A 25,957-nucleotide genomic window follows, 5' to 3' on the forward strand; every position below is an offset into this window, starting at 1 on the left:
AAACCTGCTCGACTCGCCAGGACAGCGCCAACCCTAAAGCACTGACCATCAAAATCATCAGCATCAGCGTCCGAACTCCAAAAGACCTGACAAGTTTTGTGTCACGCATGCGCTTCGCTTTCGTCTAGCTGTTGCAGATTGCGCTAATATTTAACCACAAACACACTGTTGGCCACTTCCCGTCCGATGACATGAGTTACACCATCTACCTCTATTGTGATAGGTCCAAAGAAAGGTGCTACCTCGCGGATGAGTACCTGGCTACCCGGATACATATTCATCGACCCGAGGTAGGCCAACATGGCCTCATCCTCCTCGGTTACCCTTGAGATAAGCAGGCTGGCTCCAGGCTCATGATCCCCAAGTGGAGTAGCCTCGATCAAACTGACATGTCCCTCGGCGGTGGGAATGGGATGTCCATGCGGACAGGAGTCGGGATTGTCCAAAAACTTTTCGAGCCTTTCAAGGACTCTGGAAGATAGCGCGTGCTCCAATCTGCACGCATCTTCATGAGCCTCGTCCCACGACATCCCGAGTATGTCGACGAGAAAGCGCTCGGATATCCTGTGGCGGCGTATGATGTCCAACGCCAAGACCTGACCCTGCGCGGACAGTGAAACCTTGCCGCCGCTGCGGGTAATAAGCCCCCTCGACTCAAGTCGCTTCAGTGTGGCTGTGACCGTAGGGCCGGAAACTCCCATAGCAGCCGCGATCTTTGTCGGTCGGGTCACTCCGTTTTCAGATATCTTGTATATCGCTTCCAGATACTCTTCGAGAGTCGCTGTGGACATCACAACCTCCACACCTTCAGTGGGGGGAATGGCTCGGGAAATGCTTTTTGTTAGGTCATTCTAACACCCCCGGAAAGCGTGCGCTATCAACCCCACGCAGAAATTCGCCTAAAATAGCCGATGATCCGGATTTCAGCTCTTATAATCCGTTGGTCGCTTATTTTCTACCGCTAATCACGTATATTGAATATTTCCAAAAAACCCCTTGACCGACGATTCGCAACAAAGTAAGGTGATACATGCCCCAAGAGGTTGGACTCGAAGTATAGGGAAAAGCAGTGTACCAGTAGCTGCCGGCGGAGGTTCATGATTGCGAGCACGCGTGAGTTGGCTCGAAGGATTGATCACCCAAAGGAAAGAAATGGGAAGTTGCCTAGTACTTACTCCTAGAGCGAGGTTTCTTGGGGCGTCTCTTTTGCCAAGCTAGGGTCTGTACACGATCTTGGCCACAGGCGATTCCCACACCACTACCTCTTTGACGCTAACTCTTCGGTCCACTGTCGCCGATAGGGCCTCGAAGATCACCCTCGCCAGATTTTCCGCAGTCGGATTTAGTGTATTGAACGGCTCGACGTCATTTAGGTAAACGTGATCGTAACTCGCAAGGACTTGCGCAAGATCGCTCTTGAGTTGCTTGAAGTCATAGACGATCCCGATTTCATCGAGCGTCTCTCCTGCCACAGTCACCTCTATGTCCCAGGTGTGGCCGTGAAGTAAGCTACACTCGCCCGGATAACCACTGAGCACATGTGCGGCGTCGAAATGGGACTTGACGGTCAGCTCGTACAAGTTGCCTTCCCCTTCTGCTAAAACAACGTGTCGCTTACAGAAACCTCATTCGATGAAGGTGCGTTGCCAACCTCGCCCCGGGCATCTATCGCTTCGTTGACCAAAAAGTCTGCTTCTTTGTTCTGCTCGCGAGGTATATAGATCACGCGAAAAGATTCGAACTTCTGTAACAAAGCACGCGCCTTTTGGTGCAGCGGCTTGAGATTAGCATGCTTGACTCGATACTCTCCGTTGATCTGCTTGACCACAAGTTCACTGTCGGCACAAGCAGTAATCTGCGTGACGCCTGCGAAATGGGCCACCTCAAGTCCCCAGATCAGAGCCTCATACTCGGCGATATTGTTGGTGGCCTCGCCGAGGTAGCGGCCGCCAGAGTACTCTATAGAACCGTCATCGGCAAAGAGAACGAAGCCAACGCCGGCAGGTCCCGGATTACCCCTGGCTCCGCCGTCCGATTTGAGGAGAGCCTTATGCAACTGGTTCTCCGTCTCCGGCATCGATAACGACCAGCATCCGGCGGCAAGCCGGGCAGACTCCGACCGCGGAGCCCGCCAGTAGTACCCGAACGGCATCAGCGGGCAGTGACATCCTGCAAGCAGTGCACGTCTCCCCCTGCAACTGTCCGACTGCGAGTTGGTCTTTGGCCTCTTTCAGTGACTCATATTTAACGCCGAGGTCCTCCGGCAACTCGGCCAATGTTTTATCTCGCTCCTGCAGCTGCTCGGCGATATCTACCTGAAGCTCTCCGCCGACCTTCTTGAACACCTCAATTAGCTGTTCTTCCCTGGATTCAAGTTTTTGGAGAGCCTCTTGCACCTGATCCAGCTGCTGCTTGGCCTTTTCGGCGCGCTCCATCAGGCTTACCTGCTCCATCTCAAGCTTCTCGCGGCGCCTTCTGAGGGCATCCATCTCACGGGTGATGTTGAGCAGTTCCTTTGGATTGGTCACCTCGCCAGACATTATCTTGCGCTGCTCGGCATCTATCTTCTCTCTTAGGCCTGAGCACTCGTCATCTATCCTGGCCACCTCGCGCTCAAACCGGGAGAGCAGCTCTTTCGACTTGACCTTTAGCGACTCGACCTGCCGCTTCTTTGCTCTGGTCTGAACAACTGCGTGCATCTCAGGCATCTCATCAAGGCGCTTGCGCAATCGCATGATCCCGGAATCCAAATCCTGGAGCCTGATAAGAGTCAGGCCGATATCGTGCATATCTCTTCTTGTCAAAACGTCCACCACTTTCGTTCGGGCCTGCCCACCGTGACGCGCTCCCGCGAAAGCCCGGGGGTGTTTCGAATCGCGTCTGCCAAGACGTGCACCAAAGGCCACTCGCTAATATCGTGACCGATCTCTATCACACAAAGATGTTGGGCTACAGCGTCCAACGCGTCATGATACCGTACTTCGCCCGCTATGAGCACGTCGGCATCGGCGGCGAGCGCGTCGGGAATCAACGATCCCGCCGAGCCACTCGCCGTGGCGACCTTCGACACTCTCGCCAAAGGATCGCCCCAGATGCGAGGCGCGCAATCCAACTTCGATGCTACCTGCTCGGCCAGGGACGCGAGTGTAGTGGAGGGAATAGTGCACACTCTGCCTAGGCGTGCCGCGCTCCTTGGGATTCGCATCTCAGTCAAAGTCACCAGCGGCTCCTCGTACGGGTGCGACGTCCTTATCGCCGAGACGACCCCGTCAACGGCAGCTGGAGCGCAAACGGCTTCGATCCGCTGCTCGGGAACAGAGCTCTCCTGACCGGAGGCGCCGATATACGGGTTCGACTCCGCCATCGGCATAAATCTGCCTGTGCCGTCGACAGAAAACGAGCAGCCCTGGTAGGCTCCTATGCGCCCCGCGCCAGCTTTGGCCATTGCCTCTCTGAGGCTCACGGCCGACTCGGCGGGGACATACACCGTCACCATCACCATCGGCATATATGAACGTTCGAGTGGTTCGCCTGACGGCACCCCGATTGCGTCCGCCAGTGCCGATGCTCCCTTTGGTGCGCGATCCAGATTCGTGTGCGCGGCGATTATCGAGATGTTGGCCTCTATCGCGGCTCGGACGATTTCGTAAGATCGCCCACCAGAAATCGGCATCTCCGGCTGCAAAAGCAAGGGGTGATGAGTCGCAAGCACATTCGCGCCCGCTGATATAGCCTGCTCAAGGGCGCTAACCGAGGGATCCAGGCACACATGAACGCCGCTTGCCGGCGCGTCTGGATCGCCACACAACAACCCCACCTTGTCCCAGGACTCGGCCCAATGCGAGGGAAACGCGTCCTCGATAGCGCGAAGAACGTCAACTACCCTCGGCTGATGTCGAGCATCACCTTTCGCCACTTTCCTCCTCCATTCGGACAAACCGCGTAAGTGTAACCTGCGTCGGTCAAAGCGGCATACGCCTGCGAGAGCCCGTACCCTACCTCGGCGGGTTCATGAGCATCTGATCCCACGGTGGCCTCGACACCGGCACTGAAAAACGCCGAGAGCATCGGTGGAGCGGGATATATCTCCCCCACCGGTTTGCGAATTCCTGCCGTGCTTACCTCTATCGCCGTCCCGCCGAGAGCCGCACATGAAGCGGCGCTCTCATACCAGGCGTCGGCATCCCGAGTCGGCCTGTGCCCAAACTTTTTCGGCAGATCGGGATGCGCCATGCAGTCGAACAAACCGCTCGAGGCCGCGGCGCACCACTGGGAGAAGTAACGCTCGTAGACGTCATCGACTGCAACCTCACCCCAACGCTCAAGCTCATGCGGACTGTCAAAGGCCCAACCGCCGAGAAAGTGCACGGAGCCCAAAAGGTAGGCGAGGCCAAGTCCGCGGGCTCGATCGATCATCTCCAGCATGTACTCCTGCCGATCTTCAAGCCAATCCACTTCAGCGCCGAGAACCACCTGTATCTCCCTGTAGCTTTCGGCAAGCGCAAGAACCTCGCTCGCGTACTCTTCGAGCTCACCAGGCGGAAGGCTTAGTCGGCGATCCGGGTCAAGGTCATCGGGAAGCGGAAGATGCTCGGTAAACACAAGCGTTGCAATACCCTTCTCGATGGCCGCCTCAACGTACTCGACAGCGGAGCCTTTCGCGTGACCGCAGCGCGCGGTGTGGACGTGGCAATCGATCATCTCTCGCATTCGGCAACTCCTCCGGCAACGACTCGGTTGCGCTGATAGCAAACAACGGCTTGACCTGGTGCAACCACCGGCACAGGTTCGTCGAAGACGACGGTGATTCCCGATCCGGTGACACTCGCCACAGCTGGCACAGGTTGCGCCCTGTAACGCGTTTGCACTTCAACATTGGCAGAACCGGCTGCAAGACGCCAGAGCGTGTTTACCAGCCGCACTTCTCGGCGTAGCATATCTTTTTTTGTGCCGACCACCAGGCAGTTGGCATCGGGGTCGATCCGGTTGACATAGAGCGGATATGCCGAGGAAACCCCAAGGCCCTTGCGCTGGCCCAAGGTGTAAAGTCCAATCCCTCGGTGTGTGCCGATCTGTCTGCCTGAGGTGTCCAGGATAGGTCCGGGTTTCACGGCCTCTGGAGCAAAACCCTTGATGAAGCTTCCGGTTCCTTGCTTAGGGACGAAACATATCTCTTGAGAGTCCGCACGGGTAGCGGCTGGCAGGCCGAGTGCGGCGGCTTTCGCCCTGACCTCGGATTTGAGTAGGCGCCCCAAGGGAAACATGACACGATCTATAGCCGGGCGATCGAGGCGATAGAGGAAATAGGACTGGTCTTTGGTCGCATCCGCTCCTCGTTCGACCAGCGGCAGGCCATCGGTGTCCCGAACTATTCCGGCGTAGTGGCCAGTCGCCAAAGCATCCGCGCCCTGAGCCGTCACACGGGCCAAAAGATCCGAAAACTTCACGCGATCGTTGCACTCGATGCACGGATTCGGCGTTTTCCCCTCGGCGTAGGCGCTGATAAAGGGCTTGATGACGCGCTCCTGAAATACGTCGCGGAAGTTCAATGTGTAGTGCGGAATCTCCAGCGCGTCGCAAACGCGCCTAGCCGAGCGGACAGCGTCCAGGCCGCAACATTGACCGACATCGTCACCCTCCGGCAGCAGCTGCATTGTGACCCCTGTGACATCATGGCCGGCCTCGACAAGTAACGCGGCGGCCACCGAAGAATCGACGCCGCCGCTCATCGCCACAAAAACCCGCATGATCAGGCCTTGTCTCCTACCTCGCAAGCATCCTCGTCCACATGGCCGTGCGGATCGAAATCAGGATCGTCGTGCTCAAGTCCTCCGGATATGGGCATCCGGCCGTTTCGCGTCAAGTAATCATCGACCGCCGATTTCAGGCCGTCGGTGGCAAGCACACTACAGTGCATCTTGGCGGGTGGCAATCCGCCCAGCTCATCGGCAACCTGCTTCTTCGTGATCGCGACCGCCTGCTCCAACGTCATGCCGCGCGCCATCTCGGTAACTATCGAAGATGTGGCGATAGCCGCACCGCACCCTAAGGTCTGAAACCGAATGTCGTCAATCGTGTCTTTTTCGACCTTTATCGTGATCTTCATCATGTCGCCACATACAGGATTGCCGACCTCGCCAACCCCGTCCGGATCATCGAGTACCCCGACATTGCGGGGATTGTTGAAGTGGTCCATCACTTTGTCGCTGTATAGCACCGCATTTCTCCAATCGCTCGCCAAAAGGGCGAATCACACTGCCTGACCTTACGCTGAACCAAACATCTTCGCATAAACCGGAGACATCGCGCGAAGACGCTCCACTATGGGCGGAAGCGTCTGGAGGAAGTACTCCACGTCTTCTTCGCTCGAATACCTACCGAGTGAAACACGCAATGAGCCATGGGCTACCTCGGGCGGACAGCCTATGGATAGCAACACGTGACTTGGCTCCAGCGAGCCGCTGCTACACGCGGATCCGGTGGAAACCGCGATGCCTTTACCGTCAAGCTGCAACAGCATCGCTTCTCCTTCAACGCCCTTTATCAACAAGCTGACGATGTTGGGCAGCCTCTCTAGCGCCGAGGAGGTCATCTCCGTGTTCTCGATTCCGTTGAGCACGCCTTGTGCCAGTCGGTCCCGCAGCGCACTAAGTCTTTTCGCCTCGGCCGGCAGATCCTCGATCATGAGCTGCAAGGCGGTGGCAAATCCAACCGCGCCTGCAACATTTTGGGTGCCACTACGCTTTTTATACTCCTGGCCGCCACCTTTCAGCAGCGGTTCGAAAGGAGTACCCCTTTTCAGGTACATGACGCCAATCCCCTTGGGAGCGTAGATTTTGTGCCCGGAAAAACTGGCGGCATCGATGCCCATATCGGCAACATCAAAGGGAACCTTCCCCAGAGTCTGCGCCGCATCGGTGTGCATATAGGCCCCGCGTTCATGAGCGGCAGCCGCTAACTCACGGATGGGCTGCACGGTTCCTATCTCGTTGTTGCCGTGCATCACGGAGACCAAAGCCGTGTCATCGCGCAGAGCGGCCTGGAGATCATCGAGTGCTATCACACCATCGATGCGTGGCCGAAGGTAGGTAACCTCGAATCCGCGCTTCTCAAGCGTATGCGCCGGCTCTAAAACCGCGTGGTGCTCAAAGGCAGAGACGATAACGTGCTTGCGGTCAGGCTTGGCGCGGGCCGCGATACCGAGCAGAAGAGCGTTGTCAGACTCGGTTCCCGAACCTGTGAAGATGACTTCATTTGCACTGGCCGCGCCGATGAGGTGCGCGACCTTCTCACGTGCCTCCTCCATCGCACGATACGCTTGGCGACCGAGCGCATACATGGAGTTCGGATTCCCGAATCGCTCCGACAGATACGGGAGCATAGTCTCGAGCACGCGGGAGTCAACCGGAGTGGTCGCCGCGTAGTCCATATAGACAAATCGCTGAGTGTCTGAGTCCTTCAAGGCCGCTTCCATTGATTTATTGAACCTTCGTCTCATCGATTTCATGCTGATAGGTCACTAGCTCAGCCAAGGTTGTATCCGCGAACACGGCCTTTAGCGCCTCGGTCGCCCGATGCCATACGACAGCGGCGGCACAGTGGCCCGCCCTGCCGCATGTGGCGCCGCGGTCGGATTCACATCTCGGGGCAACCATAGGACCCTCAAGGGCCTCAACGATATCGAGCACCGTGATCGCCGAGGAGGCGCCCGCCAAAACAAAGCCACCTCGAGCTCCACGAATCGCGGTGACCAGATCGGCTCGACGCAGGGCCACAAGCAGCTGCTCCAGGAACTTTATCGGGATGTTTTGATGCTCGGAGATGAGCCGCGCGCTGACAGGGCGCGTACCAGAGGCGGCTATCTCTACCATAGCGAGCAGTCCATACTCGCTTCTTGCAGTCAATCGCATCTATCGCCAATCGCTGAAGAATCATGACTAAATTCGTATGATTTATTATTCCCCGACAGAAGCGATTGTCAAGAGGCTTTGAGCGACTGAAGAAAAAACGCCACAACCGTCATATTCGACCAGTTGCCTTCAAGCGAGTACCACTGCTACGAAAAACATGACCGCTCGTCGAATCGAACACTTTTTCTCTTGTACGGACTCTGGTGCCGTGATAGTTTGTACATCCGCTTCTCGAGGCGGGCAACACTCTAAACCGATCCATGGTTGATAGCCACAGGGTGGCAAGAACCCGCTGGATTCGACTGAGAAAGTCTCGTAGCCCGGAAGGGCCGGGGCTTTCTCGCTTTTTCAGCTAAACCGATTTGAGCAGATTTGCCATCTCGATAGCGGATACGGCGGCGTCCCAACCTTTGTTTCCGGCTTTCGTCCCACTTCGCTCTACCGCTTGTTCGATGGTATCGGCAGTTATGAGCCCAAATATCACCGGCACACCGGAGTCAACCGATATTTTCGCGACACCCTTGCTGGCCTCGGCTGCTACATACTCGAAGTGCGGGGTGGAGCCACGAATTATGACTCCTAGCGTAATGACAGCGTCATACCTGCCCGAGTCCGCCATCTTTTTGGCCAGCAACGGAATCTCAAACGCACCGGGAACCCAGGCGACCTCTACGAGATCCATATCGACGCCATGGCGGGAAAGCGCGTCGGTAGCGCCACCGAGCAGCCTGGAAGAGAGCAGCTCATTGAACCTGCTTATCACTATCCCCATCCGAAGATTCGTGCCGATCAAATCACCTTCGAAGACTCTCATCTGGTCTCTCCTTCACTCACGTCCGGATCTTCAAGTCGCAATCTGTGCTCTAGCCTCTCACGCTTCGTTTTTAGATACGCAATGTTTTGAGGGCATGCGGGCACCTCCAGTGGAACCTGCTCGCTCACTATCAGGCCATACCCTTCAAGGCCGATTATCTTCGTCGGATTGTTTGTCATAAGTCGCATGGAGGTAAGGTCGAGATCGGCCAATATCTGAGCTCCAATACCATAGTCGCGCAGGTCCGGTGCAAAACCCAGTGACTCATTGGCTTCAACAGTATCGCATCCCCGCTCCTGCAGCTCGTAGGCGGCAAGCTTGTTGGCCAACCCGATGCCGCGACCTTCATGTCCCAGAACATACAAAACAACTCCCTCGCCCTCTTCCTGGATGCGCCTGAGCGCCTCGGCAAGTTGAGGTCCACAATCACAACGCAGGGAGCCGAAGATATCGCCGGTAAGACACTCCGAGTGTACCCGGACGAGCACGTCTTTCTTCCCTGCTGGATTGCCGGCCACAAAGGCAAGGTGAGTCGAGTTATCGATCATCGACGAATAGCCATACAAAACGAACTCTCCGAACCGCGTAGGCATCTGAACCTGTGAGATGCGCTTTACAAGCCGCTCGGTCGCGTGCCTGTAGCGAATCAGGTCAGCTACGGTTACGATCGGCATATCATGCTCACGAGCGAATCGCTCGAGCTCAGGTCGACGCGCCATCGCTCCGTCTTCACTCATAATCTCGCATATCACAGCGGCCGGAGTAAGCCCCGCCAGGCGCACCAGATCTAAGGAGGCCTCGGTATGGCCGGCCCGCTCAAGCACACCTCCAGCCTTCGCTCGTAATGGGAAGACGTGTCCCGGCATCGAAATGTCTTGCGGACCAGAGTCCGGGTTAGCGGCGACAGCTATAGTCATCGCTCTGTCATGAGCCGAAATCCCGGTTGTAATAAGGCCCTTGGCTCCGATCGAGACATGAAATGCCGTGTCGTAGGCGGAGGTGTTGTCGTTGGTCATCGGCGGAATCCGCAAAAACTGCAAACGCTCGGCCGTCATCGGCATGCAAATCAATCCGCGACCATAGGAAGCCATAAAGTTTATCGCCTCCGGTGTCACTTTCTCGGCGGCCATCACAAGGTCGCCCTCGTTCTCCCGGCCCTCATCGTCGACGACTATGACCATTTGGCCCGCGGCGATGCGCTCAACTGCGCTGGAGATCGTTGAAAACGGTGTCTCGCCGGAAGCTCTCTCTTCCACTTTCAAACTACCTGCCTTCTGTAAATTCGCGCAACAGATCACCAAGACCGCGGCGGGCTGGCCTGGAAGCGCCCTCGTCCGCGCCGACATAGTGCCCCACAAACCTCTCCACGTACTTGGCGAGCATATCAACCTCAAGATTCACCGCAGCACCGATCGCCTTGTCCTTTAGCGTTGTGGCTTTCTCGGTGTGCGGGATGACCGCGCAGGCAAAGCTATCATCGCGCGTATCCGCTATCGTCAAAGAGATGCCGTCTACTGCGATCGATCCTTTGGACACGATGTAATCCAGCAGTTTTTCAGGCGCCGAGAACTGGTAGATCGTGGAGTTTCCGGCAGGGTGCCGCATCAACAGTGATCCAGTCCCATCGATATGGCCGGTCACAAAGTGGCCGCCGAGACGATCGGAAAACCGCAATGCGCGTTCAAGGTTTACCTTACGGCCCTGGCGAAGAGTCCCCAAAGTCGTCATCCGCATCGTTTCCTCGCTTACATCGGCAAGAAAAGCGCCTCTGATGAACTTTATTACCGTCAAGCAAGCACCATCGACGGCTATGGAATCACCTATCGCCATGTCCCGGCCGAATTCCGGGGCGTAGACCTCCAGGCGCATTCCACTTCCGACGCGCTCAGCCCGGGTGATGATTCCCTCGGACTCAATCATGCCAGTAAACATCTGTCGCTACCTCTTTCAAAAAGCCGTGACTTTACTGCTCGCAGATATCTTCCGCGCGCCGCCAAACCGTAACTGCATCGCCGCCAGCGATACCTGCTTCCACCGCGCGCATGCGAGCTTCGAGGCGGTTGTTCTCAAACTGGCCTGCGCCCGTATACAGAGAGGGCGCCGACGCACCAAACACTCCACCTGCGTGAACAACAACGAGCTCATCTATGAGCCCGCCTTGCCACAGGGCCGAAAAAAGCCTCGAGCCAGCTTCAACCAGAAGGCTTCTGACATCGAACTCGGACAACGCCTTCAGCGCAGATATCACGCCGCCAGCAGTATCATAGCGTACCAGCGTCGCACACTCAGGAAACTCGTCGACTGTCGCACAAGACTCAACCAGGATCAAAACCTTGCCCGCGCCATCAGTAAGCATGTCCACCTTAGGCAAGTTTCGCGTGCAAAGGATCGCCCGGGCCGGTTGCCGAGATGCTAATGCGCCTGTAGCGTCGCGAACGGTAAGCGCGGGATTATCTGTGGCCGCGGTTGAAGCACCGACTAACACCGCATCGGCTCTGGAGCGCAGTGTCATCGTGATCTCCGCACCGCCTTCGCCCGAAACAGAGCATCGCTTGCCGGGAGCAGAGGTGATCTTTCCATCCAAAGACAGTGCAACCTTCACTCTCGTGAAGGGCAATCCTGTGCGCAGATGGTGCAGCCACTCCTCATTCAGTCGCTCGAATGGGGCGGGTTCGGAAGCGAAACTCACCTCCACTCCATTGTCGCGCAGAAACTTACAACCGCCCCGAGCTTTTGGGTTGGGGTCTTTCATGCCGGCAACGACAGTGGATATCCCCGCTGCTATCAGCGCCTCGGTGCACGGAGGCGTCAACCCATAGTGCGCGCACGGCTCCAGTGTCACGTACGCAATCGCACCAGCCGCCCTGGCACCTGCCTGCTCGAGTGCCACCGCCTCAGCGTGAGGCTTGCCTGCGCCGGCGTGGTACCCCTCGCCAACGATCTCGCCTTCGCGCACGATCACGCAACCAACCATCGGATTGGGCGAAGTGAGGCCTGCCCCGAGCTTGGCAAGCTCATACGCCCTGCGCATAAATGGATCGGAGATCAACTGCGAATCGTCGGTAAGTAAACGCAACGCCGAGAAACACCTCTCTTCTATCCTGCTGACAGCTGCAGGAGCGGCGCCATCGCCGAATATGCGATCGATCAGATCGCCGATAGGGCAGCAGCGCGAATTTCATTCATAGCTAAAACCGGGTCTTCCTGACAGAAAACCGCGTTTCCGGCCACCAGGCACCTTGCTCCGGCCTGAGCGACGAGAGGCGCGGTACGCGCATCTATGCCGCCATCGACCTGGATTATGGGAGTAGCGCCTTCCTCGGCGCAAAGCCTGACCAATGCCCGAATCTTGTCCAGGGTACGAGGGATGAACGATTGTCCGCCAAACCCAGGGTTGACACTCATCAGCAAGATCATGTCCACGACTCCGACGACCTCTCGGATCGACTCAACAGGAGTGGCGGGATTCAAGGAGACTCCCGTGCGAGCGCCGGAAGCCCTGATCGTATGAAGAACCCTGTGCAGATGATCGCACGCCTCCACGTGAACCGTCACCATGTCCGCGCCCGCATCCAGATACCAACCAACCGTCAAATCCGCGTTGCTGATCATCAGATGAACGTCGAGCGGAGTAGCTGTAATTCGCTTCAAGGCTTTTACGATCGGAGGACCAACGGTGAGGTTTTGAACGTAGTGTCCATCCATCACATCTACATGGATAAAGTCAGCGCCACCTTCCGAGATACCTTTCACGGCCTTGCCAAGTGCAGTGAAATCAGCAGACAGCACAGATGGAGCCATGAGAATCGTTTCTGCCATTGCTCTTGAGTCCTTTTCGGCTTGATGGGCGTTACTGGGTATACCATTTTACAGAACGCTGAATGGTTCCGCGCATTTACATTAAAGCTGCACGGAAGAATCGTTTTGCCGAGCCAAAAACGACAGGAGACAGAGATGAACATCTACCGATGCCGCATCTGCGGCGATAGCTACCTCGGTGCGGACGCACCCACGCACTGCCCTTACTGTGGAGCCCATAAGGAGCATCTGGTGGATCTGATGGAGTATCCCGAGACGATCAACGATGTGAATCTCACCGAGATTGAACAAAACGATCTGCTCGAAGCGATTGAGCTCGAACGAAGCAACACCCGATTCTACCTGGCGATGGGAGCGGACAGATCGATGCCGCACCTCGCAAGCGCATACAAACGGCTCTCCAAAATCGAGGCCGAGCACTGTGAGCTTTTTTGCAAGCTGGCAGGGGTTCGTGAACCCAAGGATCTCAAAATCCCGAGCGAGATAGCTAAAGATTGGTGCGCGAATATCGAGGAGTCCGTCGCACGAGAGCAAAAAGCGATGAAGTTCTATGCCCTGGCGGCAGAGCGGGCGACAAACGAGCGGATACGCGAGGTTTTCTCGGCGGTAAGCTCAATAGAGGCCGACCACATAGCGCTCGACGGCACCGCAAGCAGAATCGCTCGCTGCTAAACGGCGCTGTCGAGGAACCGATACTTACTTGTAGCTATCTTGCGCTCTCAGATAGGATATCTCGCCATCGGCGATCTCATTGAGAGCTGATGATAGCGGCTTGGCGCTGGTCAGAGAGGCGATCTGTATCGGCGACATCGAAAGTATCGCTTGACTGCGCACGCCATTCAGCATGTCGTTTATCTGGCGCGCTCGGCGAGCGGCCAATATGCAAAGCGTGAACTTTGAGTCAACCTTGGAGAGCAAAACATCTATCTCTGGCTTGATTACCATTGCTTGAATCTACCCAACCTTTCGAACCTGAAGTTTTAATCAGGGTGTCTCGGCATGTTCGTCAATTATTCGCACAATCGCCTCAGTGGCTCTATTGACATCGTCATTAGTTACCACGAAATCATAGGTTTCGGCAAGCTCCATCTCCAGGATCGCGGTCCTGATACGCACCTTAATCTGCTCGGGACTCTCGGTGCCTCTGGTGTTCAGGCGACTCTCAAGCTCCTCCATGGAGGGCGTTTTAATGAAGATTAGGACCGAGTCCGGCATCGCCTTTTTTACCTGAAGCGCGCCTTGCGGGTCGATCTCAAGTATCACCTGCTTGCCCTCGGCGACCTTTTCGTCTATCAGACCACGAGGCGTTCCATAGTAGTTCCCGTGGACGCATGCCCACTCGAGAAACTCACCCGCCTCTTTGCGCTGAAGAAACTCTTCCGGAGACAGGAAGATATAACTTACGCCATCTAACTCACCGACGCGTGGAGTACGAGTTGTCGCCGAGACCGAAACCCAAAGATCAGGAACCCTGTCTTTCAAAGCCTGAACCAGGGTCCCTTTACCCGCGCCCGAAGGACCAGAAACTATGAACACATTTCCGACGCGATTGGCCAATATTCTCGATTCCGTCAGTCTAGCCGCCCGCAAGCTGCTACTAACCGAGACGAGCCATCAGCTGCTCACGCTGACGGGCGCCTAGTCCCTGAACGCGACGATTGGAAGATATATCGAGCTCATCCATGAGTTTGGATGCTTTTGCTTTTCCGTAGCCCGGAAGGCTCTCGAGCAAGGTCGACACTTTCATCCGAGCGACGATCGGATCTGAATCTTGAGCCATCGCCTGGGCGAAAGTCACATCCCCGTTCTTGATCTTGGCGCGAAGCTCAGCGCGTTTCTGGCGCGCCTCGGCCGCCTTCTTTAGGGCAGCCTGACGATCCGCGTCGGAAAGCTTTGGAAGTGCCATAGTTCCTCCTCGTCCTCATTTAGGCAGGGCGGTCTGATTACACAACCTGAATTGTAGACACACCTTGCCCACACTTACAACTCAATAACTCGGAGATAACATTACCCCTGACGTGCGAAAACAGCAATCCTCAATCGGCTATTCGCCTGCTTCCAGGTGATGTGATCGGCTCGCCAGCGCCGCACAGCGAACAAGAATCGGCCTCCCATGACTCAACGTCAAGTTGAAGTAGAGAGTAGCTCTCGGCCATAAAACGCTTGGATCCTCCCCGGTCGATAAGTGATGCTACGCCGATCGGAGACCCCCCGCAGGCGCGAATCAGGGTTTCTACCTCCGCGGCGCTCCCACCTGTAGTAACAACATCTTCAACCACGAGTACTCTGGCCTCTTCAGGCACCTGGAATGAGCGTCTGAACGTCATCACCCCGGCTTCACGTTCGCTAAATATAAACCTGACGCCGAGAATATGGGCAACCGCAAATCCAAGAATAATTCCACCGACGGCTGGCGCTGCGACCAAATCAACCTTTTTCGGTGAAATCCGTTCCGCCAAAGCCGAAGCAAGCTGCATTGTGGTCTCTGGATCCTCAAAAACTCTTGCACACTGAACATAGGTATCGGAGTGTCTGCCGCTGGAAAGAACGAAGTGGCCCGAGAGTATCGCGCCGGTTTTCGAAAAGAGCTCCTTGATCTGGTCTTCGCCTATAACATACTTTTCCATGCACTCCCTACTCTCCTTGGTACAGATGACGGACAGCAAAGCGGACATCGTCGGCCTGCGTGATTGGGCGGCCGATAACCACATGAGAAGCTCCTGCCGAAAGCGCCTCTTCGACAGTGGCCACACGCACCTGATCGTCGGGGGAAGAAGCTGCGGCCCGGACTCCGGGGGTGACCACCCACGCGCCTGAGGGCAGTGCGGCTCTGGCCAAAGTCGCCTCATGGGGCGAGCAGACGACTCCATCGACTCCCGCCGCAGCTGCGAGATCGACAAGCAAGGCGACTTGCTCGGCGATGGAGCGGTCAACGCCTGTTTCGCGCAGGGCGTCGGCGGAAAAGCTCGTGAGGACCGATACCGCGAGTACCTTCGGGGGATTCAGCCCGCAAGCTTGCGCCCCCTCGGCGGCGCCCTTCACGGCCAAGCGCATCATCTCGGCACCACCAGAGGCGTGTACTGTGATCATCGATACGCCGAGGCGGGAAATCTCCCGTGCCGCGCCTTCGACTTGATGCGGGATGTCGTAGAGCTTGAGGTCCAGAAATATCTCGAACCCCATCTCCAGCAGCTTTTTTACGATTGCCGGACCCGCCGAGTAATACAGGGTCATACCGATTTTGACCCAACGCACCTCGCCCTGTAGCGACGAGGCGATCTTTAGCGCTGTGGTCGCGTCCGTATCCAGCGCGACGATGAGCGAATCTCTTGTCAACTTCATGTTCTGAGTGCTCCTGTCAGGTCTGAGACACGAGCGATGCCCTTCGAGCGGCAAAACTCGTGCAACCCATCGATAGTCCTCACACAAGCAAGAGGATCAATGAAGTTCGCCGTCCCCACCGCCACCGCGCTGGCGCCTGCGAGCATGAATTCGGCTGCGTCTGTCGCTGAAGCGATCCCCCCCATGCCGATAATGGGTATCTTGACCGCCGAGGCAACCTGCCAGACCATCCGCAGGGCAATCGGCTTTATCGCCGGGCCCGACAGACCACCTACGACACGAGCGAGTCTGGGCCTGAATGTATTCGCATCTATCGACATGCCCAGCACGGTGTTGATGAGTGAGAGGGCCTCGGCACCTTCATCCTCGACCGCCCGGGCTATCTTAGTTATGTCAGTGACGTTTGGTGAAAGCTTTACGATCAGTGGCCGATGCGTTACCGACCGCACTGCACGTGTGACCTGCGCGGCTGCGGCGCAGGTGGTGCCAAACGCCATGCCCCCGGCATCTACATTCGGGCAGGATATGTTGACCTCGTACGCCGAGATACCCTCCTGCGCATCGAGGCGCTCCACTACCTCTACATACTCTTCTACCGTGTGGCCGTTGACGTTTACAATCAACGGCACTGTCGGAAAGTGCTCCCGTAGCCAGCGAAGATCGCGCTCTATGAAGCGGTCTGCTCCGGGGTTTTGGAGCCCTATCGAGTTGAGCATGCCGCTGGCTGTCTCGGCGATCCTTGGCGCGGGATTACCCTCCCAGCTTTTCGCGGACACTCCCTTAGTGACTAAAGCCCCGAGGCGGTTCAGGTCAAAAAAGTCCGAGTACTCTACCCCACTTGCGAACGTGCCACTTGCGGTCACCACAGGATTGGCAAGCTCAAGCGGACCTATACGCACGCTCATATCCACTTGCGATGTCGACCTGACGTCGTCGTTCATCTCCACAGCACCTCATCGGCGTCGAACACTGGCCCATCCACGCATGCTCGCTTGTTTCCATCTTTCGTGGCAACGACACAAGAAAGGCAAGCGCCGATCCCGCAAGCCATCAGGCGCTCCAGTGAAACCTGGCACGGCACTGCGGCTTTTCTAGCGAGCATGACGACTGCCTGCTGCATGACTTCGGGTCCGCAGGTGTAGACAACATCAAAGGCGCCCTGGGATAACATATCGCTTGCGGCGATCGTAACCCTGCCTTCGATGCCGGTCGAGCCGTCATCGGTACAACAGGCCACCGATTGAGCTGTTTGCCGAAACAGGTCGAGGCAGTAGAGCTCATCGGCGGTCAAAGCACCGAGAGCAACGCTCACGGAGACTCCATTTTCGGAAAGCCGCTCCGCCAGCATCGCCAGGGGCGCGGCGCCAACACCTCCCGCCACGAGAAGTGCGCTTTTGGCTCGGTCAGGGATCTTCCATCCTCGGCCGATAGGGCCGATAAGGTCCATTTTCGCGCCTTCCTTGGCTTCCGCCATCTCCGACGTGCCAATCCCGACTACCTGATAGAGAATGTGAATCGTCTCGTCAAAAGCTCTATAGACCGAAAAAGGGCGGCGCAAAAGAAAATCGCGGCCTTTGGCCACTCGAAGATGAACGAACTGCCCCGGCTCAACCGTCGCGGCCACAGCTGGAGCACGCAAGACCATGAGTCCGACTTTCCCGGTGATCATCTCATTGGCAATAACCACCGCTTCTGTGAGGCTCGGTAGTATGCGACTTTGCTGCGTCTCGCATAGATCACACATCGAGCACGCCTGCCTCCTGGAAGTCCTGCAAAGCGACAACTTCAAGGTTACCTCGCTTTGCGGCCTCAATCGCTCCTACAGCCGCCTGGGCGGCCGACATGGTCGTTATGTTGGTTACCCCGTGCTGTACCGCAGCGGTGCGAATATGATATCCATCAGAACGCGTCTCTTGCCCGAACGGCGTGTTGATCACAAGTTGAACCTCGCCGTTTACCAACGCATCCAAAATATTGGGGCGCCCTTCGTGTTTCTTTAGCACCTCGATGACTGGAATCCCGGCGGCTTTCAGGGTTCGAGCGGTTCCCCGGGTCGAAAGAATCTCAAACCCAAGCGCGTGCAGATGCCTTGCGACAGGGACAACCGCTCGTTTGTCTCTGTCACACACGCTAATAAACGCTTTCCCGCCGACAGGAAGCGAGTAATCTACAGCCAACTGGGATTTGGCGTACGCCGAAGGAAAGTCCTTGGCAATACCCATCACTTCACCGGTGGACTTCATCTCGGGACCAAGCACGCTGTCCGAGCCCGGAAATCTACCGAATGGCATGACCGCCTCCTTGACGCAAAACCACTCCAGCTCACGGTCGTCGGCTGGCAGACCCATATCTGAGAGCATCTCGCCCGCCATTACACGCGCTGCGATCTTGGCCAACGGAACTCCCGTAGCCTTGCTGACGAACGGCACTGTCCTGCTCGCCCGCGGATTTACCTCGATGACATAAACCGCGGCATCCTTTACCGCAAACTGAATATTCATAAGTCCTTTGACGCCAAGCTCAAGCGCGAGCGTGCGCGTATGCGCGCGAATCAGATCGATCGTCTCCTGACCGAGCGTGAAAGGCGGTATGCAGCAGGCCGAATCTCCGGAGTGGATTCCCGCCTCCTCGATGTGCTCCATGACACCGCCGATGTAGACGTCACGTGTGTCGCAAACAGCGTCCACGTCCACCTCGATCGCCCCTTCAAGAAATCTGTCGAGAAGCACAGGGTGATCTGGCGAGATTACGGTCGCTTCGTGCATATATCGCTCGAGATAATCTTCACAGTACGCGATAACCATTCCACGGCCGCCAAGCACGTAACTGGGACGGACCAGTAGAGGAAAGCCTATCGAAGCTGCGACATCGGCGGCCTCCTGAAGAGTGTGAGCCGTACCTGCGGGAGGATACGCAATCTCTAGCCTATCGAGAAGGGCCTGGAATCGCTTGCGATCCTCGGCAAGATCGATCGCATCCGGGCCGGTGCCCAAGATGGGGACTCCCGCGCTTGCCAATCTCTGCGCGAGTTTCAGCGGAGTCTGACCGCCAAAGGTCACAAGCACGCCGATGGGCTTCTCGACGTCGATTATGTCCATGACGTCTTCAAACGTAAGGGGTTCGAAGTACAGCCTGTCGCTGGTGTCATAGTCGGTAGAGACTGTTTCCGGGTTGCAGTTGACCATGATTGTCTCAAAACCCGCCTCGCCCAAGGCGTAGGCAGCATGCACGCAACAGTAATCGAACTCGATTCCCTGGCCGATGCGATTCGGCCCGGCACCAAGAATCATTATCCTGCCCTTAGCGTCAGCGGGGCCGGTCTCGCTCTCGGCCTCGTAGGTCTTGTAGAAATATGGTGTTTCCGCCGCAAACTCGGCCGCGCAGGTGTCAACCGCTTTGAAGGCAGGTATTACACCCAACTCGAGCCTGTGTTGCCGGACTTGGTCCTCGGAAGCTTCGAGTAACCACCCTATCTGGGCATCACCAAGACCGTGCTGTTTTGCCTGACACATAAGCTCAGCGTCTACTTCAGCCAGCGTCCCGGCCCGCCTGATATAACCCTCTACTTGAACCATAGATTCTATTTTCTGCAGAAACCACCTATCTACCCTGGTCAACAGGTGGACATCCTCGACCGACTTACCTCGGCGAAAGGCCTCGGCGATATAGAATATTCGCTGCTCTGTCGGGGTTGAGAGCATATTCTCGAACTTGTGCTCACATATAGAATCCTTGCCATCCGCCCCCAGCCCAAGTCTTCCATTCTCAAGCGAGCGCATTGCTTTTCCGAGCGCCTCTTCAAATGTACGACCTATCGCCATCACTTCGCCGACCGACTTCATCTTCGTCGTCAGGGTCTCATCGGTGCCCTCAAACTTCTCAAACGCCCATCTCGGCACCTTGACGACCGTATAGTCGATGCTTGGCTCAAAGCTGGCAGGGGTCTTTTTGGTGATGTCATTGGAAATCTCGTCGAGCGTATACCCGACAGCGAGTTTCGCCGCGAATTTAGCGATGGGAAAACCAGTGGCTTTTGAGGCCAGAGCGCTTGAGCGCGAAACACGAGGATTCATCTCGATTACGACAAGCTTGCCGTCTTCCGGGTTCACGGCGAATTGAACGTTGCTGCCGCCGGTCTCCACTCCTATCTCGCGCATGATCGCGATGGACGCATCCCGCATCTTTTGATACTCGCGATCGGTCAGGGTCTGGGCCGGCGCCACGGTGATGGAGTCGCCGGTATGAATCCCCATTGGATCGAAGTTCTCGATGCAACACACGATCACAACGTTATCTTTGCGGTCCCTCATCACCTCCATCTCATACTCCTTCCAGCCCAGCACGCTCTCCTCGACGAGCACCTCTCCGCGTGGCGAAAGCGCGATTCCTCCAGCCACGATCTCGCGAAGCTCCTCAATGTTGTACGCAATCCCGCCACCTGCTCCGCCGAGCGTAAACGATGGCCTGATCACAACTGGCATGCCGATCTTCTCGACCACGCGCTCCGCATCGTGAACCGAGTAAGCGTAGCCGCCGCGAGGCACGGAAAGACCTATTCGACCCATAGCCTCAGCAAACAACCTGCGGTCCTCGCCCATCTTGATCGCATCCAGCTTCGCGCCGATAAGCTCGACGCCGTACTCGTCGAGAACGCCTGACTCCGCCAGAGCGACAGCGCAGTTCAGGCCCGTCTGCCCGCCGAGGGTCGGCAAAAGAGCATCCGGCCGCTCACGCTCGATGACCTTGGCGACGAACTGCGGAGTCACCGGCTCGACGTAAGTGCGATGCGCAAGTTCAGGGTCGGTCATGATCGTTGCCGGATTGCTGTTGACCAGGACTATCTCGTACCCTTCCTCACGCAAAACCTTGCACGCCTGCGAGCCCGAGTAGTCAAACTCGCACGCCTGCCCTATGACGATCGGGCCCGCGCCTACAACCAGAATCTTGTGTATGTCGTCACGCCGCGGCATACTGCTCCTTCACTTTTCTGGCCGGATTTCTCTGCTGTACAAAAAGATCACAAATGTTCATCTATGGAACAAACACAACCGGGCACTCAGCGCCGCTGATCAACCCCATCGCCGTGGCGCCTGGAGAAACCGAAATCGCGCGTAGCGGACCAGCGTCCTTGCGCCCCAACATGATGCCGGTAGCACCCGTCTTTTTCGCCTGGCCGAGAATTACATCGACAGGATCTCCGTGCATAACTACTGCGCTAACCTCTATCCCCGAACCCGATGCGGTTCTGACAAGCCCCTCCACCCGGGAGTATGCTTCCTGCTGCGCTTCGGCCATTGCCTCCGGCTCCAGTGCTTCAGTGATCACATGCACGATATGCACCGCTTCCAGCAGCCCTTTTTCCATCGCGGTAGCGGTGATAAAGGCCCTTGTGGCTGAGGGCGTAAAGTCAGTGGGAATGAGCACCCTGCGACCAAATGCCGAGGCAAGTTCGCTTGGCTCGGCTCGGTCGCGAAGGAGGTCGTAACGAATCAGCATCGTCGGAACCGTCGCTTCCAGTGCTATCTGTTCGGAGACGGAACCAGCGATGAGTTTGGTCAGCAAATCCTTGGCATGCGTGCCGCATACAACACTGTCGATCCCCGCCTCGGCGGCGAGCGCCACCATCTCGGCAACAGGATCTCCGGTTGCTATACGAAGCTCAACGTCCATCCCGCTCGCCGGCAGGCGCGATGCCACTTTCCGCAGCTCCAGAAGAGCTTTGTCTATCGCTCTTGCGATAATCGGACCCTCCATGCCACTTGCATCCACAGTGTGGGCGATGATCAATCTACGGGCACCCGACTCATACAATCCTTTGGCGAAATCTACTACGAGCTCGTCTTCCTCGCTCAGACCCACTGGAATCAGGACATTACGCAACATCGAGATCACCTTGATTTCTCGCAACCCAGGGGTTTTCGTCCCCATCCATCATTCGTGTGAAGACCTCAAACAGGTACTTTGAGTCGTGTGGCCCTGGCGCAGCCTCGGGGTGGTACTGCACCGAAAAAGCCGGAATATCGAGTAACCTGATGCCCTCGACAGTCATGTCGTTGAGATTGACATGCGTAAGCTGAACACGCCCGAAGCGGCTCGATGCGACAACAGGAGCGACTCGGGATGCGACCCAAGACGCGATGTCTCCGCAGTCATGAGCAAGGCCGCCGCTTTCCTCGGCGATTAGCGGCCCTATCGAGGAGAAATCCACGCAAAATCCGTGGTTCTGGCTGGTAATCTCGACCTCACCGGAGAGCAGGTTCATCACAGGCTGATTGCCGCCGCGATGGCCGTACTTGAGCTTATATGTCGTGCATCCCAGTGCGAGGGAGAGCATCTGATGACCGAGGCATATGCCGAAAACAGGCACTTCGCCGAGAAGCTCCTGAAGCGTCGAGTAGAGGAAATCCACAGCGGCCGGATCCCCAGGTCCATTGGCAAAGAAGAGGCCTTGTGGCTTTAGCTCCCGAACTGCCGAAGCGCTCGTTTTTGGCGGAACCACGATAACCTCACAGCCGGCATTGGCAAGGCATCGCAAGATGTTGTACTTGATTCCCGAGTCAAACGCGACCACCCGATACCGGACAGGATCAGGCAGGTTACCCAGATCGACGGGAACTCCTCCTCCCGGGACAGGCATGCCCCAGGTATATGGCGCGCTTACCGCGACCTCCGAGACAAGATCCCTGCCGACAAGTCCTGGCGATTTGCGAGCTTTGGCCACCAGTGAGTCCGGGTCAAAGTCAGTCGTCGACACTATCGCCTTCATGGCGCCGACTTCGCGAATCCGCTTGGTAAGACTCCTGGTGTCGATGCCCTCGATCGCAACCACGTTGTGACGCACCAGAAAGTGCGGGAGAGACTCTTCCGAGCGCCAATTGCTCGGCGTCTCGCACATCGAGCGAACTACAAGCCCTCGGGCGAAAACACCGCGAGACTCCATATCAGCTCCGTTGACGCCATAGTTTCCTATGTGCGGCATCGTCATCGTGATGATCTGCCCGGCATAACTTGGATCCGTCAGGATCTCCTGATAGCCGGTAAGCGAGGTGTTGAAAACAACCTCGCCGGAAGCCTCGCCGGAAGCGCCGCAAGAGCGACCCTCATATACGGTGCCGTCCTCGAGCGCCAGTACAGCGGCGGGAATCTTCATCTTGGAACTACCTCTCCGCTTCTCAAAGCAAGCCTTCCTCCAACTAGGACCTCTGTGGCCTTGCCAAAAAGTCGCTCGCCAATAAATGGCGAATTGACGGATTTGCTCTCGAAAGACTCTGCCTCAACTTCTACCTTAGCCTCAGGATCAATAACGGTGATATCCGCCGAGAAGCCCGCGGCTACCTTGACCTCGGGCAGACCAAGAGCCATCCGCGGAGCGACAGCGAGCGCTCTGGCGAAATCAGGCCAGCTCAGCAAACCCGGCCGGATCAAATGCGTGATCACTAAGGGAAGCGCGGTTTCCAGACCCGTGATTCCGAATGGAGCCAGCTCGAATTCGCGCTCCTTCTCATGAGCCGCATGCGGAGCGTGATCAGTCGCCACGCAATCGATGGTGCCGTCAATGAGGGCTTCGATAAGCGCCTGCCTATCTTCCGGTGTCCTCAAGGGAGGATTCATCTTTAGGTTGGTATCGTACTCTGAGCTTAGCGCGCTCTCATCGAGAAACAGATGATGCGGAGTCACTTCGGCGGTCACCTTCACGCCCCTGGCCTTGGCCTGCCGAACAAGCTCGGCGCTTTCCTTCGTCGACAGATGCGCGAGATGAAGTCGACACCCCGTCAGCTCGGCGAGACGAATGTCACGCGCGACCATCACATCTTCGGCGGCGGCGGGCTGACCGCTCAAGCCCAGCAGGGTCGAAACAACTCCTTCGTTGACCACGCCTTTCCCGGCGAGCGACTCATCTTCGCAGTGACTGATGACCGTCGTGCCGAACGCTTTCGCGTAATCCATGGCTCTGCGCATCATGCCGGCACTTTGGATGCCGCGCCCATCATCGCTAAACCCTACGGCTCCCTCCGCGATCATGTCGGCGATCTCGGCAAGCGCCTGGCCCTGCTGTCCTACCGTACAGGCACCGATGGGATGAACCCGGACAAGACCGCGCTCTAGGGCGCGCTCGATGACAAAGCGTACTTTCGAGCCGGTATCTATCGCCGAGGAGGTATTGGGCATCGCGCAAACTGCCGTAAAGCCTCCTCGCGCCGCGGCGCGTGTTCCGCTTTCGATCGTCTCCACATCCTCCCGGCCAGGCTCGCGAAGATGAACATGGAGGTCGACGAGTCCCGGGAGCACCAGCTTTCCCGAGCAATCGATCACTTCGCCTTTCGGGATTTCAAGATATTCGCCCACCTCTACGATAACGCCGTCACACACGACCACATCCATGACGCCGTCAAGTCCAACCTGAGGGTCTACAACACGTCCACCCTTAAGCAGTAGAGCCACTATCGGAACCTCCCAGCATCAGGTACATCACCGCCATACGAACCGCGACACCCGCAGTGACCTGGTCGAGAACGACCGATCGAGCACTGTCCGCAACATCGGAAGACACTTCAACGCCGCGGTTCATCGGACCGGGATGCATCAGCAGCGCCCCCGGCTTCATACGATTGAGCCGCGCCGAGTTGATCGCGTACAGCTTTGCGTACTCCCTGATACTGGGAAACGCCGCCTGTTCACTTCGCTCCATCTGTATCCGTAGTAAATATACGACATCGAGATCGTCCAACACCTCGTCGAGGGAGAAGGACACCTCGGCACCAAGTGCGGTCGGACGAGAAGGCATCAGTGTCGGAGGACCAACAAGGACGGCCGAGGCTCCCACCGCCTTCAGCGCGGGAACAAGCGATCTTGCCACGCGCGAATTGGCGATGTCGCCAACAATGCCCACCTTCAGCCCATCAAGGCGATCCATCTTTTTGCGTATAGTGAAAAGATCGAGCAGTGCCTGAGTGGGATGTTGATGCTTCCCGTCGCCGCCATTTATCACTTGAGAGTCCATGCACTGCGCCAGTATACTGGCCGCGCCGGCGTAGGCGTGCCTTACGACCACAAGATCGCAGGCCATCGCGGAGAGCGTTTGCGCCGTATCGCGCAACGACTCCCCCTTCACCGTAGCACTGGCGGAACCGGAGATATTGATCGCGTCCGCGCTGAGGCGCTTCGCCGCTATCTCAAAACTTGTCCTCGTGCGGGTAGAGGGCTCGAGAAACAGATTGACTATCGTCCTCCCTCTCAGCGTTGGAAGCTTCTTGATCCTGCGCTGATTGACTTCGAGAAAAGATTCAGCTGTGTCGAGGATTACCAAAATATCCTCGGTGGTCATATCCTCGACTGCGGTGATATGTCTGCAGCTAAGCAACTCACGCCCCTTCCCGTGTCACTTCGAGAATTTCCACGACATCGCGTCCATCTGTCTCGCTCAATGAGACCTGGACTTTTTCCTTCCGGCTTGAAGGGATGTTCTTGCCGGCAAAGTCCGCCCTAATCGGAAGCTCTCTGTGGCCGCGGTCAACAAGTACGGCCAACTTGATCGACCCCGGGCGACCGTAATCCATGATCGCGTCCATCGCGGCGCGGATAGTCCTGCCCGTAAAGAGCACATCGTCGACTAACACTATGTTTCTGCCCTCAACCTGAAAGGGAATTTCGGTACGGTGTACTTCTGGATTGAGGCGCACGCCGACATCGTCTCTATAAAAGGAGATGTCCAGCGAGCCAGTCGGTATTCTGGCTCCCTCGATTTCGAATATCTTTCGCGAGAGACGCTCGGCGAGCCGGGCTCCCCTGGTCAAAATCCCTACCACCGCGATGTCTTCGGCGCCCTTGTTCTGCTCCAGCACCTCATGTGCTATCCGGGTAATCGCGCGTTCGATAGCATCCGCATCCATCACCACCGCTTTGATGCGATACCCCATCACGCATCACCGGCCCGGGAAAGCCACTTATTCTCGCCCGTGGGAGTCAACATGCTGTGTAGCATAAAAAAGCCTCCTCGCGCTACCGGCAAGAAGGCGGATCTGACCCCCCGCCGCTAAGGCGGTAAGCCATCTTTGGTTCCTTGCCGGCCTCA

Annotated in this window: 29 protein-coding genes; 1 reads left to right on the top strand and 28 read right to left on the bottom strand. The window is 57.0% G+C overall.

Features of this window, described 5'->3' with window-relative positions:
* Positions 1-143: 143 nt before the first annotated feature.
* The 15 genes from KGZ89_08185 to KGZ89_08255 all read right to left on the bottom strand — a co-directional run bounded on the left by KGZ89_08185 (position 144) and on the right by KGZ89_08255 (position 12,543).
* Positions 144-791, bottom strand: a complete 648-nt coding sequence (locus tag KGZ89_08185) for a metal-dependent transcriptional regulator (GenBank protein ID MBS3974826.1) — start codon at positions 789-791, stop codon at positions 144-146.
* A 423-nt stretch (positions 792-1,214) separates the two neighbouring features.
* The gene (gene queD / locus KGZ89_08190) at positions 1,215-1,580 is read right to left on the bottom strand and encodes a 6-carboxytetrahydropterin synthase QueD (GenBank protein ID MBS3974827.1); all 366 of its coding nucleotides are present in this window, start codon (positions 1,578-1,580) and stop codon (positions 1,215-1,217) included.
* A 17-nt stretch (positions 1,581-1,597) separates the two neighbouring features.
* On the bottom strand, positions 1,598-2,077 hold the full coding sequence (locus KGZ89_08195) for a ribonuclease HI family protein (GenBank protein MBS3974828.1): 480 nt from the start codon (positions 2,075-2,077) through the stop codon (positions 1,598-1,600).
* A complete protein-coding gene (locus KGZ89_08200) occupies positions 2,049-2,804 on the bottom strand; it encodes a hypothetical protein (protein ID MBS3974829.1) in 756 nt (251 codons plus the stop codon). Before KGZ89_08200 ends, KGZ89_08195 begins: the two co-directional genes overlap by 29 nt.
* Positions 2,801-3,916 carry a Nif3-like dinuclear metal center hexameric protein gene (locus KGZ89_08205; protein ID MBS3974830.1) on the bottom strand — a complete coding sequence of 372 codons (1,116 nt, stop codon included), beginning with the start codon at positions 3,914-3,916 and terminating at the stop codon, positions 2,801-2,803. The genes KGZ89_08200 and KGZ89_08205 overlap by 4 nt, the downstream gene beginning before the upstream one ends.
* Positions 3,880-4,710 (bottom strand): histidinol-phosphatase HisJ family protein, encoded by an 831-nt coding sequence (locus KGZ89_08210; protein MBS3974831.1) that lies wholly within the window; start codon positions 4,708-4,710, stop codon positions 3,880-3,882. The genes KGZ89_08205 and KGZ89_08210 overlap by 37 nt, the downstream gene beginning before the upstream one ends.
* Positions 4,698-5,747, bottom strand: coding sequence for a tRNA 2-thiouridine(34) synthase MnmA (mnmA, locus tag KGZ89_08215; GenBank protein ID MBS3974832.1), 1,050 nt, complete (start codon positions 5,745-5,747; stop codon positions 4,698-4,700). The genes KGZ89_08210 and mnmA overlap by 13 nt, the downstream gene beginning before the upstream one ends.
* Before the next feature lie 2 nt (positions 5,748-5,749).
* Entirely contained in the window at positions 5,750-6,196 is a 447-nt protein-coding gene (locus tag KGZ89_08220) for an iron-sulfur cluster assembly scaffold protein (protein ID MBS3974833.1), read from the bottom strand.
* A 69-nt stretch (positions 6,197-6,265) separates the two neighbouring features.
* Positions 6,266-7,474 carry an aminotransferase class V-fold PLP-dependent enzyme gene (locus tag KGZ89_08225; GenBank protein ID MBS3974834.1) on the bottom strand — a complete coding sequence of 403 codons (1,209 nt, stop codon included), beginning with the start codon at positions 7,472-7,474 and terminating at the stop codon, positions 6,266-6,268.
* A 4-nt stretch (positions 7,475-7,478) separates the two neighbouring features.
* The gene (locus KGZ89_08230; GenBank protein MBS3974835.1) at positions 7,479-7,910 is read right to left on the bottom strand and encodes an Rrf2 family transcriptional regulator; all 432 of its coding nucleotides are present in this window, start codon (positions 7,908-7,910) and stop codon (positions 7,479-7,481) included.
* Between the two features lie 352 nt (positions 7,911-8,262).
* Entirely contained in the window at positions 8,263-8,724 is a 462-nt protein-coding gene (locus KGZ89_08235) for a 6,7-dimethyl-8-ribityllumazine synthase (protein ID MBS3974836.1), read from the bottom strand.
* Positions 8,721-10,070 (bottom strand): bifunctional 3,4-dihydroxy-2-butanone-4-phosphate synthase/GTP cyclohydrolase II, encoded by a 1,350-nt coding sequence (locus KGZ89_08240; protein ID MBS3974837.1) that lies wholly within the window; start codon positions 10,068-10,070, stop codon positions 8,721-8,723. Before KGZ89_08240 ends, KGZ89_08235 begins: the two co-directional genes overlap by 4 nt.
* A complete protein-coding gene (locus tag KGZ89_08245; GenBank protein MBS3974838.1) occupies positions 9,988-10,656 on the bottom strand; it encodes a riboflavin synthase in 669 nt (222 codons plus the stop codon). The genes KGZ89_08240 and KGZ89_08245 overlap by 83 nt, the downstream gene beginning before the upstream one ends.
* 31 nt (positions 10,657-10,687) lie before the next feature.
* Positions 10,688-11,800 (bottom strand): bifunctional diaminohydroxyphosphoribosylaminopyrimidine deaminase/5-amino-6-(5-phosphoribosylamino)uracil reductase RibD, encoded by a 1,113-nt coding sequence (gene ribD / locus KGZ89_08250; protein MBS3974839.1) that lies wholly within the window; start codon positions 11,798-11,800, stop codon positions 10,688-10,690.
* A gap of 71 nt (positions 11,801-11,871) precedes the next feature.
* The gene (locus tag KGZ89_08255) at positions 11,872-12,543 is read right to left on the bottom strand and encodes a ribulose-phosphate 3-epimerase (protein ID MBS3974840.1); all 672 of its coding nucleotides are present in this window, start codon (positions 12,541-12,543) and stop codon (positions 11,872-11,874) included.
* 135 nt (positions 12,544-12,678) lie between these two features.
* On the opposite strand from KGZ89_08255, the gene KGZ89_08260 reads away from it, so the two are divergent.
* Positions 12,679-13,215 carry a ferritin gene (locus tag KGZ89_08260; protein MBS3974841.1) on the top strand — a complete coding sequence of 179 codons (537 nt, stop codon included), beginning with the start codon at positions 12,679-12,681 and terminating at the stop codon, positions 13,213-13,215.
* A gap of 24 nt (positions 13,216-13,239) precedes the next feature.
* On the opposite strand, the gene rpoZ is transcribed toward KGZ89_08260, so the two are convergent.
* From rpoZ to pyrR, 13 genes are all read right to left on the bottom strand, one after another.
* Positions 13,240-13,488 (bottom strand): DNA-directed RNA polymerase subunit omega, encoded by a 249-nt coding sequence (gene rpoZ / locus KGZ89_08265; protein ID MBS3974842.1) that lies wholly within the window; start codon positions 13,486-13,488, stop codon positions 13,240-13,242.
* 39 nt (positions 13,489-13,527) lie between these two features.
* A complete protein-coding gene (gmk, locus tag KGZ89_08270) occupies positions 13,528-14,100 on the bottom strand; it encodes a guanylate kinase (protein ID MBS3974843.1) in 573 nt (190 codons plus the stop codon).
* Between the two features lie 40 nt (positions 14,101-14,140).
* Complete coding sequence (locus KGZ89_08275; GenBank protein MBS3974844.1) at positions 14,141-14,449, bottom strand: integration host factor; 309 nt, start codon at positions 14,447-14,449, stop codon at positions 14,141-14,143.
* 130 nt (positions 14,450-14,579) lie between these two features.
* Positions 14,580-15,155: an orotate phosphoribosyltransferase gene (gene pyrE, locus KGZ89_08280; GenBank protein ID MBS3974845.1), complete on the bottom strand. Its 576-nt coding sequence runs from the start codon at positions 15,153-15,155 to the stop codon at positions 14,580-14,582.
* Positions 15,156-15,177: 22 nt separating this feature from the next.
* Positions 15,178-15,885 carry an orotidine-5'-phosphate decarboxylase gene (gene pyrF / locus KGZ89_08285; protein MBS3974846.1) on the bottom strand — a complete coding sequence of 236 codons (708 nt, stop codon included), beginning with the start codon at positions 15,883-15,885 and terminating at the stop codon, positions 15,178-15,180.
* A complete protein-coding gene (locus KGZ89_08290) occupies positions 15,882-16,826 on the bottom strand; it encodes a dihydroorotate dehydrogenase (protein MBS3974847.1) in 945 nt (314 codons plus the stop codon). Before KGZ89_08290 ends, pyrF begins: the two co-directional genes overlap by 4 nt.
* Positions 16,823-17,629, bottom strand: coding sequence for a dihydroorotate dehydrogenase electron transfer subunit (locus tag KGZ89_08295; GenBank protein ID MBS3974848.1), 807 nt, complete (start codon positions 17,627-17,629; stop codon positions 16,823-16,825). Before KGZ89_08295 ends, KGZ89_08290 begins: the two co-directional genes overlap by 4 nt.
* Positions 17,622-20,855 carry a carbamoyl-phosphate synthase large subunit gene (carB, locus tag KGZ89_08300; protein ID MBS3974849.1) on the bottom strand — a complete coding sequence of 1,078 codons (3,234 nt, stop codon included), beginning with the start codon at positions 20,853-20,855 and terminating at the stop codon, positions 17,622-17,624. Before carB ends, KGZ89_08295 begins: the two co-directional genes overlap by 8 nt.
* Positions 20,856-20,916: 61 nt before the next feature.
* Entirely contained in the window at positions 20,917-21,768 is an 852-nt protein-coding gene (locus tag KGZ89_08305; protein ID MBS3974850.1) for a universal stress protein, read from the bottom strand.
* Positions 21,758-23,035: a glutamine-hydrolyzing carbamoyl-phosphate synthase small subunit gene (carA, locus tag KGZ89_08310; GenBank protein ID MBS3974851.1), complete on the bottom strand. Its 1,278-nt coding sequence runs from the start codon at positions 23,033-23,035 to the stop codon at positions 21,758-21,760. The genes KGZ89_08305 and carA overlap by 11 nt, the downstream gene beginning before the upstream one ends.
* Positions 23,032-24,327 (bottom strand): dihydroorotase, encoded by a 1,296-nt coding sequence (locus KGZ89_08315; GenBank protein ID MBS3974852.1) that lies wholly within the window; start codon positions 24,325-24,327, stop codon positions 23,032-23,034. The genes carA and KGZ89_08315 overlap by 4 nt, the downstream gene beginning before the upstream one ends.
* Positions 24,311-25,246, bottom strand: coding sequence for an aspartate carbamoyltransferase catalytic subunit (locus KGZ89_08320; GenBank protein ID MBS3974853.1), 936 nt, complete (start codon positions 25,244-25,246; stop codon positions 24,311-24,313). Before KGZ89_08320 ends, KGZ89_08315 begins: the two co-directional genes overlap by 17 nt.
* Position 25,247: 1 nt before the next feature.
* Positions 25,248-25,802: a bifunctional pyr operon transcriptional regulator/uracil phosphoribosyltransferase PyrR gene (pyrR, locus tag KGZ89_08325; GenBank protein ID MBS3974854.1), complete on the bottom strand. Its 555-nt coding sequence runs from the start codon at positions 25,800-25,802 to the stop codon at positions 25,248-25,250.
* Positions 25,803-25,957 lie beyond the last annotated feature (155 nt).

The organism is Actinomycetota bacterium (genome assembly GCA_018334075.1).
Lineage (GTDB): Bacteria > Actinomycetota > Coriobacteriia > Anaerosomatales > UBA912 > JAGXSC01.

Bases quoted from the DNA above. Each gene is read 5' to 3' on its own strand.
- KGZ89_08195 (MBS3974828.1), bottom strand. From the start codon at position 2,077: ATGCCGGAGACGGAGAACCAGTTGCATAAGGCTCTCCTCAAATCGGAC.
- carB (MBS3974849.1), bottom strand. From the start codon at position 20,855: ATGCCGCGGCGTGACGACATACACAAGATTCTGGTTGTAGGCGCGGGC.
- KGZ89_08210 (MBS3974831.1), bottom strand. From the start codon at position 4,710: ATGCGAGAGATGATCGATTGCCACGTCCACACCGCGCGCTGCGGTCAC.
- rpoZ (MBS3974842.1), bottom strand. From the start codon at position 13,488: ATGGTAATCAAGCCAGAGATAGATGTTTTGCTCTCCAAGGTTGACTCA.
- KGZ89_08260 (MBS3974841.1), top strand. From the start codon at position 12,679: ATGAACATCTACCGATGCCGCATCTGCGGCGATAGCTACCTCGGTGCG.
- KGZ89_08220 (MBS3974833.1), bottom strand. From the start codon at position 6,196: ATGGACCACTTCAACAATCCCCGCAATGTCGGGGTACTCGATGATCCG.
- pyrF (MBS3974846.1), bottom strand. From the start codon at position 15,885: ATGAAGTTGACAAGAGATTCGCTCATCGTCGCGCTGGATACGGACGCG.
- KGZ89_08255 (MBS3974840.1), bottom strand. From the start codon at position 12,543: ATGGCAGAAACGATTCTCATGGCTCCATCTGTGCTGTCTGCTGATTTC.
- KGZ89_08275 (MBS3974844.1), bottom strand. From the start codon at position 14,449: ATGGCACTTCCAAAGCTTTCCGACGCGGATCGTCAGGCTGCCCTAAAG.
- carA (MBS3974851.1), bottom strand. From the start codon at position 23,035: ATGAAGATTCCCGCCGCTGTACTGGCGCTCGAGGACGGCACCGTATAT.
- KGZ89_08240 (MBS3974837.1), bottom strand. From the start codon at position 10,070: ATGTCGGCGCGGACGAGGGCGCTTCCAGGCCAGCCCGCCGCGGTCTTG.
- KGZ89_08245 (MBS3974838.1), bottom strand. From the start codon at position 10,656: ATGTTTACTGGCATGATTGAGTCCGAGGGAATCATCACCCGGGCTGAG.
- KGZ89_08290 (MBS3974847.1), bottom strand. From the start codon at position 16,826: ATGAACGACGACGTCAGGTCGACATCGCAAGTGGATATGAGCGTGCGT.
- KGZ89_08225 (MBS3974834.1), bottom strand. From the start codon at position 7,474: ATGGAAGCGGCCTTGAAGGACTCAGACACTCAGCGATTTGTCTATATG.
- KGZ89_08305 (MBS3974850.1), bottom strand. From the start codon at position 21,768: ATGTTGCGTAATGTCCTGATTCCAGTGGGTCTGAGCGAGGAAGACGAG.
- mnmA (MBS3974832.1), bottom strand. From the start codon at position 5,747: ATGCGGGTTTTTGTGGCGATGAGCGGCGGCGTCGATTCTTCGGTGGCC.
- KGZ89_08185 (MBS3974826.1), bottom strand. From the start codon at position 791: ATGTCCACAGCGACTCTCGAAGAGTATCTGGAAGCGATATACAAGATA.
- KGZ89_08235 (MBS3974836.1), bottom strand. From the start codon at position 8,724: ATGAGAGTCTTCGAAGGTGATTTGATCGGCACGAATCTTCGGATGGGG.
- KGZ89_08230 (MBS3974835.1), bottom strand. From the start codon at position 7,910: ATGCGATTGACTGCAAGAAGCGAGTATGGACTGCTCGCTATGGTAGAG.
- KGZ89_08295 (MBS3974848.1), bottom strand. From the start codon at position 17,629: ATGTGTGATCTATGCGAGACGCAGCAAAGTCGCATACTACCGAGCCTC.
- pyrR (MBS3974854.1), bottom strand. From the start codon at position 25,802: ATGGGGTATCGCATCAAAGCGGTGGTGATGGATGCGGATGCTATCGAA.